21 protein-coding genes are annotated in these 17,787 nt (G+C 67.4%); 1 reads left to right on the top strand and 20 read right to left on the bottom strand.

What is annotated here, in order from left to right; translation table 11 throughout:
- Window positions 1-89 precede the first annotated feature (89 nt).
- Window positions 90-248 carry a hypothetical protein gene (locus QQG74_RS09535; protein WP_341719919.1) on the bottom strand — a complete coding sequence of 53 codons (159 nt, stop codon included), beginning with the start codon at window positions 246-248 and terminating at the stop codon, window positions 90-92.
- The gene (locus QQG74_RS09540) at window positions 245-670 is read right to left on the bottom strand and encodes a hypothetical protein (RefSeq protein WP_341719920.1); all 426 of its coding nucleotides are present in this window, start codon (window positions 668-670) and stop codon (window positions 245-247) included. Before QQG74_RS09540 ends, QQG74_RS09535 begins: the two co-directional genes overlap by 4 nt.
- A 94-nt stretch (window positions 671-764) precedes the next feature.
- Here QQG74_RS09540 and QQG74_RS09545 point away from each other — a divergent pair, with 94 nt between their 5' ends.
- Window positions 765-1,043 carry a hypothetical protein gene (locus QQG74_RS09545; RefSeq protein WP_341719921.1) on the top strand — a complete coding sequence of 93 codons (279 nt, stop codon included), beginning with the start codon at window positions 765-767 and terminating at the stop codon, window positions 1,041-1,043.
- Here QQG74_RS09545 and QQG74_RS09550 read toward each other — a convergent pair.
- The 18 genes from QQG74_RS09550 to QQG74_RS09635 form a co-directional block, all read right to left on the bottom strand.
- A complete protein-coding gene (locus tag QQG74_RS09550; RefSeq protein WP_341719922.1) occupies window positions 1,040-1,444 on the bottom strand; it encodes a hypothetical protein in 405 nt (134 codons plus the stop codon). The two genes, QQG74_RS09545 and QQG74_RS09550, sit on opposite strands and share 4 nt — an antisense overlap.
- The gene (locus QQG74_RS09555; protein ID WP_341719923.1) at window positions 1,423-1,851 is read right to left on the bottom strand and encodes a hypothetical protein; all 429 of its coding nucleotides are present in this window, start codon (window positions 1,849-1,851) and stop codon (window positions 1,423-1,425) included. The genes QQG74_RS09550 and QQG74_RS09555 overlap by 22 nt, the downstream gene beginning before the upstream one ends.
- On the bottom strand, window positions 1,848-2,903 hold the full coding sequence (locus tag QQG74_RS09560; protein ID WP_341719924.1) for a hypothetical protein: 1,056 nt from the start codon (window positions 2,901-2,903) through the stop codon (window positions 1,848-1,850). Before QQG74_RS09560 ends, QQG74_RS09555 begins: the two co-directional genes overlap by 4 nt.
- Entirely contained in the window at window positions 2,884-3,165 is a 282-nt protein-coding gene (locus QQG74_RS09565; protein WP_341719925.1) for a hypothetical protein, read from the bottom strand. Before QQG74_RS09565 ends, QQG74_RS09560 begins: the two co-directional genes overlap by 20 nt.
- A gap of 23 nt (window positions 3,166-3,188) precedes the next feature.
- Window positions 3,189-6,278, bottom strand: a complete 3,090-nt coding sequence (locus QQG74_RS09570) for a N,N-dimethylformamidase beta subunit family domain-containing protein (RefSeq protein WP_341719926.1) — start codon at window positions 6,276-6,278, stop codon at window positions 3,189-3,191.
- A 16-nt stretch (window positions 6,279-6,294) separates the two neighbouring features.
- Window positions 6,295-6,993, bottom strand: coding sequence for a PIG-L family deacetylase (locus QQG74_RS09575; RefSeq protein WP_341719927.1), 699 nt, complete (start codon window positions 6,991-6,993; stop codon window positions 6,295-6,297).
- Between the two features lie 148 nt (window positions 6,994-7,141).
- The gene (locus QQG74_RS09580) at window positions 7,142-8,131 is read right to left on the bottom strand and encodes a hypothetical protein (protein WP_341719928.1); all 990 of its coding nucleotides are present in this window, start codon (window positions 8,129-8,131) and stop codon (window positions 7,142-7,144) included.
- 10 nt (window positions 8,132-8,141) lie between these two features.
- A complete protein-coding gene (locus tag QQG74_RS09585; protein WP_341719929.1) occupies window positions 8,142-9,335 on the bottom strand; it encodes a hypothetical protein in 1,194 nt (397 codons plus the stop codon).
- Between the two features lies 1 nt (window position 9,336).
- Window positions 9,337-10,206: a hypothetical protein gene (locus QQG74_RS09590; protein ID WP_341719930.1), complete on the bottom strand. Its 870-nt coding sequence runs from the start codon at window positions 10,204-10,206 to the stop codon at window positions 9,337-9,339.
- A 30-nt stretch (window positions 10,207-10,236) separates the two neighbouring features.
- Window positions 10,237-14,136 (bottom strand): hypothetical protein, encoded by a 3,900-nt coding sequence (locus tag QQG74_RS09595; RefSeq protein ID WP_341719931.1) that lies wholly within the window; start codon window positions 14,134-14,136, stop codon window positions 10,237-10,239.
- Between the two features lie 6 nt (window positions 14,137-14,142).
- Window positions 14,143-14,544 (bottom strand): hypothetical protein, encoded by a 402-nt coding sequence (locus tag QQG74_RS09600; protein ID WP_341719932.1) that lies wholly within the window; start codon window positions 14,542-14,544, stop codon window positions 14,143-14,145.
- A gap of 32 nt (window positions 14,545-14,576) precedes the next feature.
- Window positions 14,577-15,137, bottom strand: a complete 561-nt coding sequence (locus QQG74_RS09605) for a hypothetical protein (protein WP_341719933.1) — start codon at window positions 15,135-15,137, stop codon at window positions 14,577-14,579.
- A gap of 104 nt (window positions 15,138-15,241) precedes the next feature.
- A complete protein-coding gene (locus QQG74_RS09610; RefSeq protein ID WP_341719934.1) occupies window positions 15,242-15,751 on the bottom strand; it encodes a hypothetical protein in 510 nt (169 codons plus the stop codon).
- Window positions 15,751-16,077: a hypothetical protein gene (locus tag QQG74_RS09615; RefSeq protein WP_341719935.1), complete on the bottom strand. Its 327-nt coding sequence runs from the start codon at window positions 16,075-16,077 to the stop codon at window positions 15,751-15,753. Before QQG74_RS09615 ends, QQG74_RS09610 begins: the two co-directional genes overlap by 1 nt.
- A gap of 2 nt (window positions 16,078-16,079) precedes the next feature.
- Window positions 16,080-16,541: a hypothetical protein gene (locus QQG74_RS09620; RefSeq protein WP_341719936.1), complete on the bottom strand. Its 462-nt coding sequence runs from the start codon at window positions 16,539-16,541 to the stop codon at window positions 16,080-16,082.
- A 23-nt stretch (window positions 16,542-16,564) separates the two neighbouring features.
- Window positions 16,565-16,939, bottom strand: coding sequence for an HK97-gp10 family putative phage morphogenesis protein (locus QQG74_RS09625; RefSeq protein ID WP_341719937.1), 375 nt, complete (start codon window positions 16,937-16,939; stop codon window positions 16,565-16,567).
- Window positions 16,939-17,376 carry a DUF6093 family protein gene (locus QQG74_RS09630; RefSeq protein ID WP_341719938.1) on the bottom strand — a complete coding sequence of 146 codons (438 nt, stop codon included), beginning with the start codon at window positions 17,374-17,376 and terminating at the stop codon, window positions 16,939-16,941. The genes QQG74_RS09625 and QQG74_RS09630 overlap by 1 nt, the downstream gene beginning before the upstream one ends.
- Window positions 17,377-17,379: 3 nt before the next feature.
- A complete protein-coding gene (locus tag QQG74_RS09635; protein WP_341719939.1) occupies window positions 17,380-17,739 on the bottom strand; it encodes a hypothetical protein in 360 nt (119 codons plus the stop codon).
- Window positions 17,740-17,787: the final 48 nt, after the last annotated feature.

The raw sequence follows: 17,787 nt of genomic DNA on the forward strand, positions 1-17,787 counted from the left end.
CCGCTCGTGGCGGCAGAACGCAGAACGGGTGGCCGGCGATAGGGCCGCCCTCGCTGGGGTGAGGGTGCCCCGCCTCCGGGGAGGGAGGTCTACAGGCGGGCGACCGCCGGAATCATCCACACCGCCGCGATCACACACGCGACAGCAAGCCAGCCGAAGCCGACCCGTGACGGCACACCGAGTGCCTGCACGATGGCGAATGCGACCGCCGCCACCAGCAGCAACGCGACCAGCAGATCCACTGTCACGCCGCCGCGCCGGGCAGGTCCGCATCACGGACGTCGCCCGACACCACCGTGCCGTCGATCGTGCGCGGATCCGCCACCGGCGTCGACTGCGGCCGGATCACCAGCAGCGTCATCAACGCCACCGATGCGGCAGCCAGCGACCCCACCTGCTGCTGCGACAGGTCGAACCCGAACGCGCCAGCGAGGGTGGCGCCGGTGGTGATGAGGCCGACGAAGATGGTGGGCGCGATCGGACGCACCTTGACGGCAGTCCACACGGCGGCGGCGGCGGTCAGGAACGCGAGGATCGCACCCGCCTGACCGCCGGTGAGGGCGGTCGGCACGAAACCGATGAAGGTGGCGAGAAGGGCGGCGGCAGCGTTGATCAGCACTGCGGGTTCCCGCCCGAGGATGGGCCGGGAAATGTCGACGTCGGTGGTCATGACCCCTCCAAGGGGACGTTGAGACTCAAGGAAACGGCCCGGAACCTGAATCCGGGCCGGCATTGTTCAGGGTTCGACGGCGTACCGTGAACTCATGCCAGGTCAGCCGCAGTTGCGTGAGGTGTCATGGCTGTACCTGACAGGCGACACAATCCCCGCCGCGCTCATCCGGGTTGAGCAGCACATGGACGGCTCCGGCGTGTGGGTGGTTCTGCACAACGCGCCCGCCTCAGCGCCCACGGTGCGCACCGAACACGACAGCGAACACGACGCCCGGTCGGAGGCTCGACGGATCCGCGACACCATCACCGACTGGTGCCGGCAGCACGACACCGCCAGCACGTGGCGCACCCACACCCGCGAGCCGTACTAGGGTCTGCCGTTGACACCAGACGACGGGCGACCCACCAGACGCCGCAGCGCCGGAATGTCCGGCTCGGGACGCCACACCTCCGAAGCGACCTGCGTCAACGTGTCCGACAGTCGCTCCACCAACGCGGTCGCGTTCGCCAGCCCAGACTCCAACTCGCGCACTTTGCCGCGTAGCCGGTCCACATCCGCGTCAGCTTCGTCGCGGATCCGTTCGGCGCGTTCCCGCGATTCGCGGGCTTCACGGCGGGCTTCGGCTTCGCTTTCGCGCATCTGCTCAGCCCACGTCAGCATCGCGTTGGTGCGGTTGGCGCGGCCAGCTACCCGGCTGGTGATGACACTCGCCAACACTGCCGCAACAGCGGACAGCGCGGCGGCAAGAACTACTCCGAAGGTGGCGTCCATGGCGGGTGTCCTCTTCCGTTGATCGGTTCGGGCCACCCGGCTATCAGCCACACACAGCAGGCAAACGCTCCCCACACGCTCGCCGAAACCCAACCCTCTGGCACGTCCCCCAACAGCCAGCCCGACAGGTACAGCGACGCCCACAGCACTTTGATGCCGATTGCCGCCGCGAACGCCACCTTGTCGCAGGCGCTCCCGACCGCACCGTGCGCGCACATGACGGCCACCAAAACCCACGGCAGCGCCCACAGCCACAGCGGCCCGCATTCGTGCAGCCACGCGTAGAAGCCCTGCGAGCCGGGGTCGACGGTGACAAGCCGGGCCGCGTACACGGCGTCGAGCACCGCAAACACCAGCAGCGCCGTGCCGCGTCGACCGACCCTGCCGTGCAGCAGTTCTCGGGTCACGACTTGCTGGGTTGCGCCGTCAACTCGCGCACCAGTTCGGTGACGAGCCGCTGGAGCAGGTCCGGGTCGCGGACGAGCATGCCGCTGATCGTCGGGTGGTCGACGCGGGCCGCCACCTGGGCGACGTCGACACGCGCCGCGAGTTGTGTGTAGTCGACTGTCGGTGCCGCCGCAGGCTGCGGCTTTGGGGCGTGCTGGACGATGAGCTGCCGCCAGTAGGCGTCATCCAGTCGCGTCCACGTCGCCGCCAGCACCGCCCTGCCGTCACCCTTGTAGTCCGATCCCAGCGCCTGGCGCTCGAACGCCCTCACCGCTTCGGCGGTGTGGTCCTGGTAGCCGCCGTCGACAGTGAGGAATTCGCGGGTGCCGTAGCCCGGCTGGCCTTTCGTCTTGCGTGGGTGCACCGTTTTGATGCCGAGCCGGTTCAGCCGGAATTGGAGATCCTTGACTGCTTCGCTGTTGTCGCCGTGACGGACATGCCTGCTCACGTCGTCGCCTCCTTCTCCACTACCGCTGCCACCGCTGTCGGCGGTCGAAGCGAGGTACTGCTGCTTCGTTTCGCCTTTCAGCACGGACACGATTGCCTTTGCGGCGGTCATGTTGAGCAGCCATCGGCGCCGCATCTCGCCGTGGTTGTGCCACTTGTGGTCGGGGCTCGCGTACTTCGCTGTGTTGGCGTAGAAGTCGAGCCGCACCGCATCGCCCGAGCCGGACCAGGTGTTGATGGCGTTGATGTACGGCCGGCGTGGATCCGACAGGTCGGCCCACGCCTTCCGCACCCGGTCATGGGTGCGCTTCATGTCGGCGGGACTCATCGACATGTCCACGGCGGCCCCGTATCGCACGTTCCAGTCTTTGTCGTCGGGCCGCGTGTTCGAGTAGTCGTTCTGGTTGCCGAACCGCCGCAGATCCTCCACCGAGCAATGAAACCCGCCCTGATCGAGATGCCTCTGATCAGGGACTATGCCCGACAGGACAGCCGACGGGTAGCCGCAATGGTTCTCCCACTGGTCTGCCAGATAGCGGATCGGGTCACTGACCAGCGTCGCCATCGGCCACCCCCTGCCAGCCGATCCACGGCGCGGCGAGCACGTCGTAGTTGGCCTCTTCGGCGGCCCGATATCGGTTCTTCGGACCCTCCGTGTACGCCGGCTCGGGCATCTCGTCGCGGACCGTGAACACACCCCGGTCCGGCTGCCATTCGTAGATCCAGCACACGCCGGCCGGCTTGTCGACCAGCAGAAACCCCTTCGGGAAGCGGCTCACAGCTGGGTGGCCGTCGAGCGGCCCACCGAGGCACACGCCTTCATGCATGCCTGCCTCCTCCCTGTCCCCAGTCACGGGAAAAGCACGATCGGCGACACGTGCATGAAATTGGTCGATGTCGACAGCCACGAGTCGGCTGCCGGTGTTTCGCCATACGTGTAGGCGGCGACCGAATCCGCTGCGGCAGACGTGTAGATCCGCTCCGACTCCGACGTGAGTGGCAGCGTCATGCCGGACAGCGGCGAATAGCCGTACCTGTCGGTCCACACCGCAGCCTGATAGGTGGTGCCGGCCACGACGGGGATCGGCACCTCCCACTCGACGTCATACCAACCGCCGCGTGTCCCCGGCTCCGTGTACGCCTGAACTGCCAGGCGGGCACCGGTGTCGTGGTTGTAGGCGGCGATCGACGGGGTGACGCCGGGCGCGGTGGGGGTCACCCACACCCGCACACCGGTCCACGATCCGTCGGTTGTCACCGCAAACTTGGTGCCGATGGTGATTGGGTCGTCTGCGTGGTCGGTGCCGCCGGCAGGGGTGGCCATGGTCAGTGCTTCACCGATGTCCTCGCCTCCCGGCTGGTCGCCGAACCAGTCGACCGGGGTGGGTTCGGCCAGTCCGGACATGAGCGTCGCGGCGGCCACTCCCATGTCGGCGAGGATGTTGATGGTGGCCTGCTGGATCACATCCGACGTGTTGTCGTCACCCTGCTGGTAGGTGTTGGCGGAGTCCAGGCCGAGCGCCCAGTTGACGGTGCCCGTCCCGAACGTCAGACCGCCATCCGCGCTGGACGGGTGCACCACGAGCCGGTGGGTGGCCGTACCCGAGCCGTCGTAGCCGGCCCCGGCGTCGGTCAAAAGTTTGCCGGCCGTCACCTCGTAGGTGACATCCGAGCAGTACACGGCGTCCGGGTGCGGGTCGGCCAGATAGTCGGCGGCAGCCGAACTGACACCCTCCGGCCCGTAGACGTCCCACTCGAAGCCGACGATCTGCGCCGGGGACGTCCACGACTGGCCGAAAGTGAGGTCGGCCACCTCGGTGTGCCGCCACAGCGGCGTCTGCGAATACCCGCCGTCATGCGGCACCACCAGCGACCGCAAATCCGGGCCGTTGACCACGAAGATCGTGCCGGTAAGCGTGTTCTCCGGGGCAGCGCCGCCCTTGCTGTCGCCGCGCGGGTCACGCCACGTGCCGGTCCACTCGTCGCGGCCCAGCGACTCGCGGTTGTCGATGTTCGTCTTGTAGCACTCCCAGGTGCGTGGGCGGCCCGAACTGTCGATGTCGTGGCCGACCAGCCGCCAGAACACCTCGTTGCCGGCCGAAAAGAACAGGCTCCGACCGGCGGCCTTCGCCGCTTCCCAGCCGGCGCGCATGCCGTCCGACCAGTACTCGTTGTGGCCCACCGCCAACGCCGCAGAGACGGTGTCGAGCAGCGCCCCGTCCGGGTCGCCTGCGGCGTCGATGCAGGCGTAGTACTTGACGTCGAAGCCGTTGCGTTCCAAGAAACGCACCATCGGATATTCGCCGGTGAAGAAGGTGGACCACCTGACTTCGCCGTATTCGCGGCCAGGATCGCAGGCACCCCGGTTGACGAGAGGCCGGTTGTACGACACGTAGCGGGCGCAGTCGCTGGCGTACTGGTTGACGGCGGTGCCGTAGTACAGGCTGTTGCCCGCGTACTGGCTGGCGCCGAGCCCACCGAAAGCGTTGTAGGCGACCCAGGTGGAGTCCGACGGCATCACCATCAGGTCCGCCGTCCGGGCGTCGTCGCGCAGCACAAACATGACATGGCTCGCGCCGCCGCCGGTGCGGTTGAGCCGGAGCACGTACACGCCGGACGGTGCCCAGGCGGGCGGATCCCACGTGAGGGTGGTCGACCAGGTGTCGCAGTCCAGTGACGGGAGGTCGGTGACCGGATCCACGTCGCCCGGCTGCGGCTGCGCCTGGCTTGCCGACAGTTGTCCGCCGTTGGGGGTGAGGGTGGCGTAGTGGCGGGCGCCGTCGCCGCCGTACCAGCCGAGCCGGTACACGTCCGCCGTCCAGCCCGCATTGTCCGACTGCCCGATTTTGAAGGCGACCGTTTCATCCCGGTTGAACGAGAATCCGTCCGCGAAGCCCTGCAAGGTGCTCACGCCGCCGAGGGTGCCGACCGGCAGATCCCACACCTCACGCGCCACACCCGGCAGCGCATTCTCGGCAGCCGTGATCGTCGGCCCGTACGCCACCGTCACGTCGAGCAGGTCGGAGCCACCCAGACTGGTAGCCACCTCCACCCGCAGCACCGCCGACCCCTGCCCGCTGGGGGCGGTGTACGTCGGCGTCGCCGTGGTGGTGCCAGTCAGCGAACCGCCACCCGACTGCACCGTCCACGAATAGTCGGTGACCGTCTCCCCGCTGGCGAGGCCAGTCACGGTGACGTCCAAGTCGACAGTCTGCCCGGCAACCACCGGACGGTCGGCGGCGGCAAGTTCAAGGTCACCCGGCTGTGGGGGTCCGCCCTCCGGCCCGAAATCCACCCACTCGCCATCCACGCGCATCCGGGCGACGCTGGGGCCCACCCACAGCGACCCGTCCGCCACATCACCGGGATCGGTGGGGCCGGCATACACGCCAGCACCGTCGGCGGGCACATACTCGGTGCCGTCCCACCGCCACGCGGCAGGCAGGTGCGCAAGCTGCGCGGCGAGCCCGTCAACGTCGGCGACCGTGTGCCCGTGCACTGCCGGCGCGGCCCCCACATCGGCAGCCTCGACGGCGGCGACCGCCTCGTCCACATACCGCTCAGACGCGGCCAGGGAGCCGTCAACCAGCGTCAGCGGCCCGGTCATCGTGTCGCCTGCCCGGTCGACCGCATCCACCCGGCCTGCCATCAGCAGCCGGGGTCCGCCGCCCGCCGACGCCCACATGTGACGCACCCCGTCAGGGCCCTGCACCGGCGGGATAGTGCCGACAGGACGGGCGTCACCCGACGCCGACAGCACCGACACGACCGGCTGCCCGCCAGCGTCGAGCAGGTCGGTGTACTGGGTGCCGCCAACTTCGGCCGTCCAGAATGTGACTGGCACGTCTGCGGTGGCGGTGACGACGGCGGGCTGCCCGGCGACGGTGGTGGTGGCCAGCGTCCAGTCGGTGAGGGTTGCGCCGTACCAGTATCGGGCCACTGCCCCCACCTTTCTGCTAGCGGTGCACCATCGACTTGGGTGTCTGCTCGATGGTCCTGAAAGGCGCGTACGTCGACTGCCAGCCGATGGCGTAGCTGCCGGTGCGCGGCGACCAGCCCTGATACGCCCTGACGGCGTTACGTGCCCTGGCGGCGACGTCCGCGTTGTTGGGGGTGTCCCACCACCAGTCGACTTGGCTCAGCCGGGCATCCGACCAGTACATGGGCAGCACGTAGTAGCGGCGGTCCCACCAGCGGACCGGGTCGTCGGTGCCGAGCTGCCGCACCGCCCTGCCGGCCGCCAGGTGGTCGGTGTGGTTGTCGACGGTGTGGCTCGGGGCCCACAGGCCGACGTCCCCGCCAATCTGGTTGGCGGTGGCGACGATCGCCGCTTTGGCGCTGTTGATCGTGACACCTTCGTTGGGCAGCCCCGCTTCGTGGATCTTGTCGGCGGGTACGCCCATACAGCCGACCGCCGCCACCAACTCCCGATAGCGTGCCGCCCCGAAATCGGCCTCGGTCAAAGGCTCATACCCCTCGACTGCCGGGTCGTGTCGCACCCCCCACCAGCCCACCGCCGGGCCGCCGTTGAGGGCCTCCAACACCACCGACCGCTCACCCCGGGTCAGCAGCAGGATGTGCACGTCCCTGCCCGCCGCCACATGCTCGGCGATCACAGTCCCCGCCGCCAGCGTCTCATCATCAGGATGCGGCACCACAAACAGCGCCGGCCTCCCAGCAGCAGCCTGCGCTGAACCTGCACCGGCAGTCAGCGGCGCGACAGCGGCGGCAGCACCAGCCGCTAAAACGGCACGACGATTCACAACAACCCCCAGCAGAAGAAACAGAATGGAGACGGATGCGTCAGAGGGCGATAACCGTCAGGCGGCGGTCAGCGAAAGAACCGGTCCCGCCATTCGTCTTGTATTGCAGCGTGAAAGTGTTCGAGCCCGGCGTCAAACCCGACTCAAACATGACCTGACCTGCGCGAATCTCCTGGTTGGCGGTCGAAGACTGAAACCGCAGCGCCGACGCATCAGACGGTGACCGGGACGTGGCACCCGACACGACGTAATCCACAAACGTTTTCGCGTTGGCGGTGTTGTTGGACATCAACACCGACCAGAAAAGCATTACTGTCGCGCCGGTCACCATGCTCACCGTCGGCCCAACATTTCCCGTCAAATTGACGTACGACGTCGCTCCGGTGGTGCCGGATGTGGCGACAGCCGCCGACTGAACGTTGCCGAACAAAGCCAGCCACGTTCCGCCGACTGACACGTAGCCGCGTCCCGTGTCCGTCTCCGTGATCACCCTGCCCGGGTGGTGCGGTGGACGGTTGGTGGACGTGCACAGAATCTGCCCGTCCTCACCCACATACCAGCCGACGAAACTGCACTGTCCGGCACCGATGGTGGCCGTGTTGTACGGCACCGTCACCACTGCTAGCGGCAGCTCCCACACACCGGTCGACGTGTCGACGCCGTAGGTGGGTGAGGGTGTGGTCGGCGACGACGCTGGGGTGCCCTTCACTACCGCGATGCCGACAGTCCACGGGTTGCGGGACAGCCTCAGCACGATCAGGTCGAGGCGGGTGGTGCTGGGTGTGGTGTTGGCGTCGACTGTCTGCGTGAGTTCGGTGCCGCCCGACTCCCACCGCAGGCCACGGATCATCGCCGACCGGTTGGCGCGGATCTTCACCCCCAGCAGGGAGCTGTCGGCGTACACAAGATCCGACAGGGCGGGGGTGCCGATGATCCCGTCCGGGGCCATCGGATTCATCAAGTCTTCGTATTCGCGGGGGGTGACAGCCCTGTCGTTGTAGGCGGTGGTCGGGTAGGCGTACTCGGCCACGCGGCACCTCCTATGCGGGGATTTCTACGAGGGCGCCGCGTCGGGCGAGCGCCCGCAAAATGTGCTGCTGCACGGCGGCGGCGGGGTTGAGCATTTGCGCCGAGTTGACGCCGATGATGGGGCGGACTGTTTCGCCGTTTTCCGGGTCGACGCTGATTTCGACTGCGGACACGATGTCCGGTACGTCGGGCATGCCTGGGTACGCTTCCACCGCGACAAGGTCACCGAGCTGGTAGTCGCCGTAGCGTTGCCCGTCGATGTCGGCGGCCCGCACCGCTAGGCGCTGCACCTCGGCAGAGTTGGCCAGTTCCTCATCGCCGACCGCCGCGAGTTGGGTGGAGTTGTCGGCCCCGGATCCGTCCACGAACACTTCGATGCGGTGCTGGCTGCCCACATCAGCTGCCCCGCGTTCGAGGATGAGCCGGTTGGCTCCGGCGTCTTTGCCGCCGCAGATCGCTACCGTCGCGACTGCGATCTCCGGCTCGTGCTCGATCGACAGCACGTTGCCCATCGACCGGGAAAACCAGATGCCTTGGGTGCGGTCGGTAGGCAGATACACCTGAAACTCGATCGTCGAACCGACCTGCTGGGTGCGGAAACCGATGCGGGTCGGCGAGATAGCGGCGACACCCCGCAGATCGTCGGTGAGCGGCTGGAACCGGGTCGACCAGGTGACCGACCCGGTTGCGCCGGCTGACGGGCCGAGCACCAGTTGCGGGATTTGACGCTCAGACAGGGCACCTGGCCCGGCGTTGAGGTTGACCAGGTCACGGATCAGCGTTTCCGGATTCCCCGTGGCCGTCCACTTCGCCGACGTCTGGGCGGTCGCCGCCTGCGCCGGATTCGGGTAGCTGAGCCTGCCGGCGATCAGGGCAAGGTCGTCAGCCCAGCGGACCGTCAAATCACCGGCACCGTCGTAGCCGTGCTCGTCTGCCGACCACACGAGTGGTGTCGATTCGATCGGCCCCGCCAGCAGGATTTCACCGTCACGCTCCAACACGATGCGTGCTCGCGGTGTGCGGACTGCTTCCACCAGGTCGCGGGTTTGCGGGGCCGTGAATTCGCCACTGGAAGGCTCGTTGTGCCGCAGCGTGACGGAGATGGAGGTCCAGTCGTCTACCTGCTGCGAGATGGGGGTCAGATCATGGTCGGTGACCCACATGATGTAGCGGGCATGCGTCGGCGGCGGTCCGTAAACTCCCATGTCAGGCGGTGTGGTATTGGGGCCGGAACGTCAATGTCACGCTCGTGCCCTCCGATCCGCCGGACGCCTCGAATTGCAGATGGTTGAGCCCCCGCCGCAGCCCCCACAGGGTGGAGCCGGGGCGGGTGAGCGCGCCGCCGAGCATCTGCCCCGCAGACCCGGTCACCCGGCCGGGTCGGGTGGTGATGTCGATCCAGTCGCCGGCCGAAAGCTCGTGGGTGAGGGTGAAAGTTTCGCCGGTGGTGAGGTTGGTGGCGGTGATCGCCGTCAGCGGGCCGGTGATCTGCCACGTCGGCCACGCCGGCACCGTGCCCGGGTTGACCATTTCGGTGTCGCCGAGCACATCACCAGACGACACCGACGGAAACGGGTCCAGAAAGTCCTGGTTGGTGCCGTAGTAGCGGGACCACGAAATCGGCTCAGAGCCGCGCCAAAACCCGTCCGGACACAGAAACGTCACCACCGGCGTGTCCATCGTCTGACCTTGGCCCGGCTCCCCGTCCCACCCCGACTGGTAGTGGGCCAACACCTCCCGGGCCGAGCCGTCCGGCCGGGTGAGCCGAAACAGGCCCGGCCCGTCATGCCAGGTGGAGGCCAGCGACTCCGCCAACCCGCGCCACCGGTCCAGAAACTCCATGTGCGTGGCGGCGCGGATCCGCACCGGCCACGTGAGGATCCGCTGCCGGATCCGCACCCCCGCCACCGTCACACCACCCCACGACCGGGGCCGTGTCACCAGCTCACCCGGCACAATGCCGTAGCCCGTCACCGCGTTCATGGTGAAAAGGTCGCGGCCGGGCGGATTCAGCTCCCACACGTCACCGGCAGGGCCGATCCACGTCGGCACGTACTCGCCCGGATCCACCTCCACCACGCACCCCCTGCCGGCAGGCTGGTCGGGTCAGCGGGGGCGGCGGATCCGGGCACGAGCGTCGATCTGCCGCTGGAGCGCCTGAAAATCGGCGAGTGTCATGCGGTGGGTGCCGTACACGTTGATGGTGTTGGTGTTCGTGGTCGACACGTCGCCCTTACCGGATGCGGGCACGTATCGGCCGCCGTACCAGCCGGCACCGACCGTCAACAGATGCTCGCCGCGACGGCGGTCACCCATGCGGGGAATGAACAGCTCCCCGCCGGTTTGCGGTTCGGCGAAGGCGTACAGGGTGCGGGCCGCACCGTACTGGCCGCCCTTCAGCAGACGACCCGGTGTCGGCGCTCCCGGCCCGTACACGCCGCCCACCAAGTTGGGTTGCAGCACGATCCGCCCGTACTGCTTGAGTAGCGCGTCGACCTGCGACTTCGGCATGCCCGACTGGGCGAGCACCTGCCGCAACTGTGCCACATACTGGTCGTAGACGGCTGTCGCGGTTTTCGTGTTGCCGGTCTGCTCCAGCACGGCCTGCGCCGCCCGCTCCGCCGACTTCAAAAAACCGAACAACTCGGTCAAATTTTCGCGGCCAACCTCATCCTTGATGTCCAAAGTGGGCTTCACCAGCGAAAAATGGTCGGCCAGGCGGGACAGTGACTCTTCCGCCGCGATCCGGCCCTCCATCGCCGCAACATTCTTCTCCGACGACGGCGGCATCTTCGGCGTCTTGGCTGGCACATCGTAGTCAGGTCGCTGCGACATGGACGCCATCAGCTTTTTGATGGTCGCCGCGTTGACGCCCTGCTGTTTGAGTGTCGCCTTCAACCGTTTGATGTGGGAGTCGTACGCCTTGTTGGCCTCTTTGATCGACCCGGTTTCCTCAAACTTGGCTTCAGCGGCGGCCTGGGCTGCGCGGATCGCCGACGACAGGGCCGACCGGTTTTCGCGGCCCTTCGCCGTGCTGAGCGAGAAGCTGCGCCCGTTCTCCTTCAGCGACTTGTTGAGGTCGATGACCGCATCCCGGGCCCGAATGTACGTGTCGATCGTGTCCAGGCGGCTGCCGCGTTCCTTCGGTGCCGGAGGCGGCGGCGGAGGTGCGATACCCACCAAACCCGACCGGGCCACCGACGTTTGCAGCACCCCACCGGCAGCCATCGGCACAATCGCAGCCCTGTTCCAGGCAGCCACCTCAGCCAGAATGGCCAAGTTGCGGCGGCGGTCACCCCGACGCGGAATGTACGCCTCGCCCCCCGTTTCTGGCTCCGCCCACTGCATCAGCGGCGGATTGGAGGCCGGGTAGATACCGGCCTGCATGACACCACCGGACGCCATCGCCGTCGGCGTGTGCACGCCACCCCACCGGTTGCCTTTGAGGACCGTCCCGCCCGGCACCTTCAAATCGCCGGTCGACGTCCACCGCACGGTGCCCGAAATGTAGATGTGCTTGTCTTTGAGGGCGTTGATGCGACCCTGCAACACCCGCACCGCAGCCTCAGCCTCGCTGGTCGTCGCATAGAACGGCACCGTCTTCGACGGCGGCACACTTTTGACGGCGAAGTTGAAATCCTCCACCCGGCCTTTCGCCTCCGGCAAACCCGGTGCCGCGATCTCCGTGCCCTTGTAGTCGGGCATCTGCGCGTACGTGGAGATCAGCGTGTCGACCTGCCCCTTCGTCAACCCCGCCTGGCTGAGGGTTTTCCGCAGTTGGCCGATGTACGAGTCGTATACACCGTTCGCGGCCTCGATCGACCCGGTTTCCTCGTACTTGGCTTGCGCCGCCTGCGCACCCGCTTTGATCAGATCGAGGGTGAGTTGAAGGTTTTCGCGACCTTTTTCGTTGTTGGTGTTGAATTCGCCGGTCCGCTTGTTGATGGCGGCACCGTTTTCTTTCAACGCTTCGCTGAGTCGGTCGATGGCCTCTTCGGCTTTGATTTCCGCCTCAGCCGAGTTGATTGCCGCCCCGTTCAACTCCTCGAAGATCGAAATGAGGTCCCGGCCGTTGCGGACAGCCTCCTGCAACCCGCCCGACAGCAGCTTCGTGCGCGCCTCAAGCTCAGCCACCCCACCGGCACCGCCGTGCGCGGCAGCCTGCAACCGCTCCAACTCCGACCACGTGGACGGCAACAGCTTGACCAGATCGGCCGTCGACAGACCCGACTCTTCCAGCACCCGCTGCCACATCGCGGTGACACCAGCCGTGTCGTCGGTGGTGCGGGCGTACTGCGCCATCGCCGCATCCAGCGACTGGAAACGCTCCACCGAGCCGAGAAACGAGCCGCCCTGAAAAATCTCGTTCAACGACTTGACGTGCGGAAACATCTGCTCGAACGCGCGACCAGTCTTCGCCAGCACACCGTCACCGGCAGCCCGAGCAGCCTTGTCCAGGCCGTCCAGGTTTTCGCCGAAAACTCGGGTCAGCTCCCCGCCGATACGGCCTGTCTCGGCGAACTGTTTGAGGGAGGCATTCAGCCGGTCCACGTTCGCGGCAGCCGGCTCAAACTGTTGCGTCACCACACCCAGCAGTTGCAGCGCGATCAGGGCAGTCATCGCCTTACCGGCAGCGGCACTGAGCGTCGTCAACCCCTTCCCGGCGGTCGCGCCGGCACCACCGAGAGCGGTCAGCTTCGCGGCAGCGCCCTGCGCGGCGACACCGAGCGCAGTGACAGCGGTCGCCGACTTCTGCGCGACCGCACCCAAGGCAACGGCGGCGATGACCACCGACTGCACCGGGTCTGGTAGCGCCTGAAACAGGTCGAACACCACCCGCAGTGCCTGCGAGCCGGCAGCGAGGATGTCGAACATTGCGGCCAAACCGTCGCGGGTGGCCGGGTCGGCGAGCGCGTCGCGGGCGATCGTGCCGAGCGGACCCAGCACATCGGCCATGCCTTCGTAGGCGGCGGTCAGCGTGTCCACGATCCCGGCCACGTCGGCAGCTGACCGGCCGGACTTGATGTAGGCGTCGAGGGTTTGCGCCGCCTGGACGATGGAGCCGTTCTGCCTGTTGACGGCCCCGACGACCTGGCCGGTGATGCGCATGATGTCGCCGAGAATCGACATGAGCGCGCCGCCGGTTTCGACCCCGGCGCGGAAGAACTCGTCCAGGGAGCCGGTTTGCCGTGCCTTCTGGGCGGCGTTGTTCATGCGGTCGATGGCCCCGACCAGCCGGTCACCGATGAGCCTGACCAGCGGGTCGGCGGACATCATGAGGATGCCCCACGACTGGGCGAGTGCCTGCGTGCGGACGGCAAGCTGGTCGATGAAGCGGGCCGTCGAGCGGGACGCCACCGACACGCCGTCAAGGAACGTGGTGTCGGTGGCCGCGTCCGTCAACGCCGTCCAGGTGCGGTTCCACGCCCGCCCGAGGATCACAGCCTCGTTGGTCAGCCGGGGCAGAGTCGTGGTCGCCAGCCGATTCAGATTGCCGGCCCCGCTAGCGAGCGTGGCGTCCTGAATGGACTGCTGAAACGACAACAGCTGCGGCTTGAGCCGGCCCATCTCGTTGACCAGGGCCTTCGCCGACGGCGCGAGCCGGCCGAACGGGTCATCGGCGTCGAATATCTCGTCCAGGGCATCCCCGACACCGGCCGTCGCGACCTTCAACGTGCCGAACGCGGCAGCAGTACCCGTCAGCATGCCCGGCAGCGCGGCAGCACCGGTCGCCGTCGCGGCCAGCAGCGGCGGCAGAAGCTTGAGACTTCCACCGGCGGCAGCCGCACCACCGGCCACCACAGCAGTGCCGATAGCCACCCTGCGCGACCAGTCATCGATCGCCTTCGCCGACTTGGTCAGGTCAGAGGCGGTTCGACGCGACGTGTTGCCCAGCGCATCCTGTGCGTCGCGCAGCCTGCGGGTGGCCCGCTCCGCTTCGGTGGCCCCCGACGTGTAGTCGCGCACCATCAGGCGCAGCCGGACGGAAACGGTGCGGTCGGCCACGGAGGATCACCCCCTGCGTGCTGGCATCCTTCGCGGCGGTTTGTCGACCAAGGCGACGGTGTGGATCACAAACCCGGAGGTGTCAGGGCTTTCCTTGTGCCACTTCTCTTCAGCCTTGACCAGCACCTTGCAGGAAAAACACTCGGTTGGTGGTTCGGCGACGTACGCGCGTTCCGCTGCCGGGTTGTCTGGGTCGTTGTTCGGGTCGGTGCATTCGGCCAATGGCTGCCCGCATTTGCGGCACAGCGACGACTCGTACCAGTCCAGGGCGAGCATCCACGCGCGTTCGCGGGCATCCCACTCCGGTTCACGCCGGGTCACCCACTCAGACGGGCGGCCCTGCTCATCCCATGCGACGACGCGCGTCCGTTCGGCTGGCTCCCACCCGTCAAAGCGGCGCAGCGACACGCCGAGGGTTCGGGCTGCGGTCAGCTTCCGCCTCAGGTCGGGGTGCTGGCTGATCCGCTCGGCAAGAAAGGGACATCCTCCTCCGACCTGTTCAGCTCCCACGCGGCCAGCCACAGCCGCTCGAACTGCGCGTCGGACAGCTTGTTGTAGAGCTTCGTCCACCGGTCGGCGGTCATCTCCGGCTCGGCGATCGACTGCCGCACCAGCGCGGGAAAAAACGTGGACGAGTTGACGCCGAGCCCGTCACGCGGATCCCGCTTGCCGTCCTTGTCGCGGCGCGGCGGATGCTTGGAAAACAGGTCTTCCCACTCCTGCCGGCCGAGCGCGACCACCTTGAACGGGATCGTGTGCTGCCGCATCTTCTCTTCGAGTTCATCGAGTCGCGGCTGTTCCGGATCCGGCTCAGCCTTCCGCGTCCGGGTGGCCAGCCGCTCGTCGCCCTCCGGCAGGTCGTCGCCGGTGTCGGCGTTCGCCGCCCGCTCCTCGATACGAGCCTTCACAGCCTCGTACTCGGCGCGCAACTTTCCGTTAAGGCACAGCCACACGGTTGTTTCGCGCGGCGTGGCCTCATCCAGCAGCAGATCAAAATCCATGGTCGCTCCCCAGCAACAGGTCAGTCAGAGGTGGAAGAGAGAGGGGTGGGTTGGCTGGCGACGCCCGGCGCACACGCCAACCCACCCCGAGAGGAAAGAGCGGATCAGCCGCCGCCGGCCACGACCGCCACATCCCGGCGCACCTGGCCGATGATGAACGGCTTCTGCGTGATCCGATGCATACCGTTTCGGGTCGGCGCTTGCTTGCGCTGGATGCCCATCTCCACCGGAGCCACATCCACCAAATCGGCGGCGGCAATCGCATCCTCGAAGTCGACCGCCCAACGGGTCACGATGTTGCCGAGCGCGCCCGAAACCAGGGTGATGCGGGCCTCATCGTTGGCCGGGCTAGCCGTGTTGAAGACGTACGTGAACTCCATCGAGTCGGTGTAGTCGCCGCGCGCCTCGAACACCTGCTTCGAGCACAGTCGGCCGTCTTCGACGGTGTTCTCCGTGGTTTCCAGAGTGAATCCGTCGCTGGTCAGGTAGCAGGTCAGATCCAGCACCGACTCTGCCGTCAACTCGGCGACGGTCGGTGCGGCCAGGTTGGCGATGGCCGGCACCCACAGCACCATGATGGTGCCGTTGGTGTTGACTCCCAGCGGCTGCGACATCACTGACCCCCCGTCTGCTTGGTCTTGGCCTGCCGGCCGCTGGTGCCGGTGTCGGCGGGCGGTGCGGTGGGCTGCTCGGCGGCCTCATCGGCGGCGGGCTGCTGCGGGGTGGTGGACTCACCCGCCAGGTCGGTGCGGAACACCGCCGGCCGGGCACGGCCGGTCGTGTTCTTCGGGTAGTCCGGTACCGGCGTCATGCCGGCCCGGATGGCGTTCTCCGGCACGTCGTAGCGGTGGCCGGTCGTGTCGTCCTGCACCCACACGAAAGGCACGCGGCCGGTCGGGGTGCGGGTCGACCGCCGGCCGCCGAGGCGGTCGTCAGCCATGGTCAGGTGTCTCCTCTTGGTGAGCTGTGCAGCAGAAAAAACAGGGCGGTGATGTACACCTGCCGGCCGGGCGGCGACTTCACCGACGGGTCCGGGATTGGCGGGGCAACAGCGGCTTCCGGGTCCTGCTCGATGTCGCCGCAACGCCGACCCGGAATGACGGGCCGTTTGCGATGCAGGGCGCGGCGGGCACGATCAGCAGCACCGATCGCGTCGAGATACGCCTCAGCGACGCAGGTGATTTGGGTGCGGGTCCACACCTCGCCGCCGTCACCTACCAGCCGATACGGGCCGGCGCTCGCGGGCGCGCCCCACACGATGTAGTGCGGGTAGGTCAGTTCGTCGTCGGGCGGCTCCGGCTCGCCCACATACACGTCGAAGTCGGTGCCGGCGCGCAGCATCGCGGCGATGGCCTCAACGTGGTCAACCGACGGCTCGACCGACGGCACCAGCGGGGCAGTCACCAGACCACCCCCCGACCGGTCAGCTAGTCGAGCGGATCACCGATCGCCTCAACGGCGCGCAGAAACGTGGGCGTGACTGTTTCCAGGGAAGGACCGATGAACGGCTGCGGCGCCTGACGCCTCGTGCCCAGCTCCACGAACCGGGAGTACCGGGCCTCAGCACCCCACACACCTTCCATCAGACCGGCACGCCCGTCACCACGAAACTCGTGGCTGATAGACGACCTCATGAAGCCCGTCAGGACAGGCGAGCGTGCCTTGGCGGACGTCACCCCGGCCAGCGTTGACCGTCGTACGACCTGCGATCCGGCGGACCCGATCCGAGTCTTTTTGGTGCGTAGCTTCGCCTCGATCGCCGCCAGTTCGACCCGGCCGCCTTCCACGCGGATGTCAACCATCACGCCTCCTGCCGGTTGATGGGCTGCTCGATGTCACACCCGACCGTCCGCTGCCAGCGGAGGCCGTTGCGGGGCACGGACACCACCCGCAGCCTCGCGCCCACCAAGCTCGGATCCACTTGGCCGCCGAGCACATCCACGACATCACGGACGTGCGGTGCCGGGGCATCAGCGGGCAGCCGCAGCAGATAGCCGCCCAACGCGACCACCCGATCGGCCTGCACCGTCGGCCCGCCGCCGTCGTTGGCGCGCAGCGCCGCTATGCCCTGCCACACCTGCTCGTCGGCGGCGAACGAGGTCACGCCGGTCGCCTTGTCGCGGACACCACCCATCGCAGGGCGGGACAACCGCACCTCAACGGTCATCGAACCCTCAACAACAGGGCGGTGGTGCTGCTCGAAGCGAGGGTGAATCAGGCGCGAGTTCGGCAGCGGCATCACTCACCACCGCCTGTACGGGGCCTGCGGATCGAAATCGATCACCGAAATGCCCCACGCGTCCGCGCCGCCGATCAGGTCGTCCTCATCCTGCTTTGCCTGATCCCGCAACGCTTTCGCCGACGCCCGCAGTTCGGCGCCCACGCTCGGCCCGTTGGTGGACAGGTCGTTGGTGGAGATGTGTTTGGCGATCAGCACCTCAGACCGGGCAATGATGTCGAGCGCAGCCGCAGCCGCCCGCTTCACCGATGACCGCTCAGCCGCCAGCAGCGCCGCCAGTTCAGCGTCAGTGAACAGCGGATCCGACGTGTTGAGGTCGGTGATCAGCAGCCGGACCATGCCGACCGGGGTTGCCGGATCCATGTTGGGAAGAGGCAGCGGCACAACACACCCCCGTCCCGCAGAACCCGT

It is taken from the genome of Micromonospora sp. FIMYZ51 (assembly GCF_038246755.1).
GTDB lineage: Bacteria > Actinomycetota > Actinomycetes > Mycobacteriales > Micromonosporaceae > Micromonospora.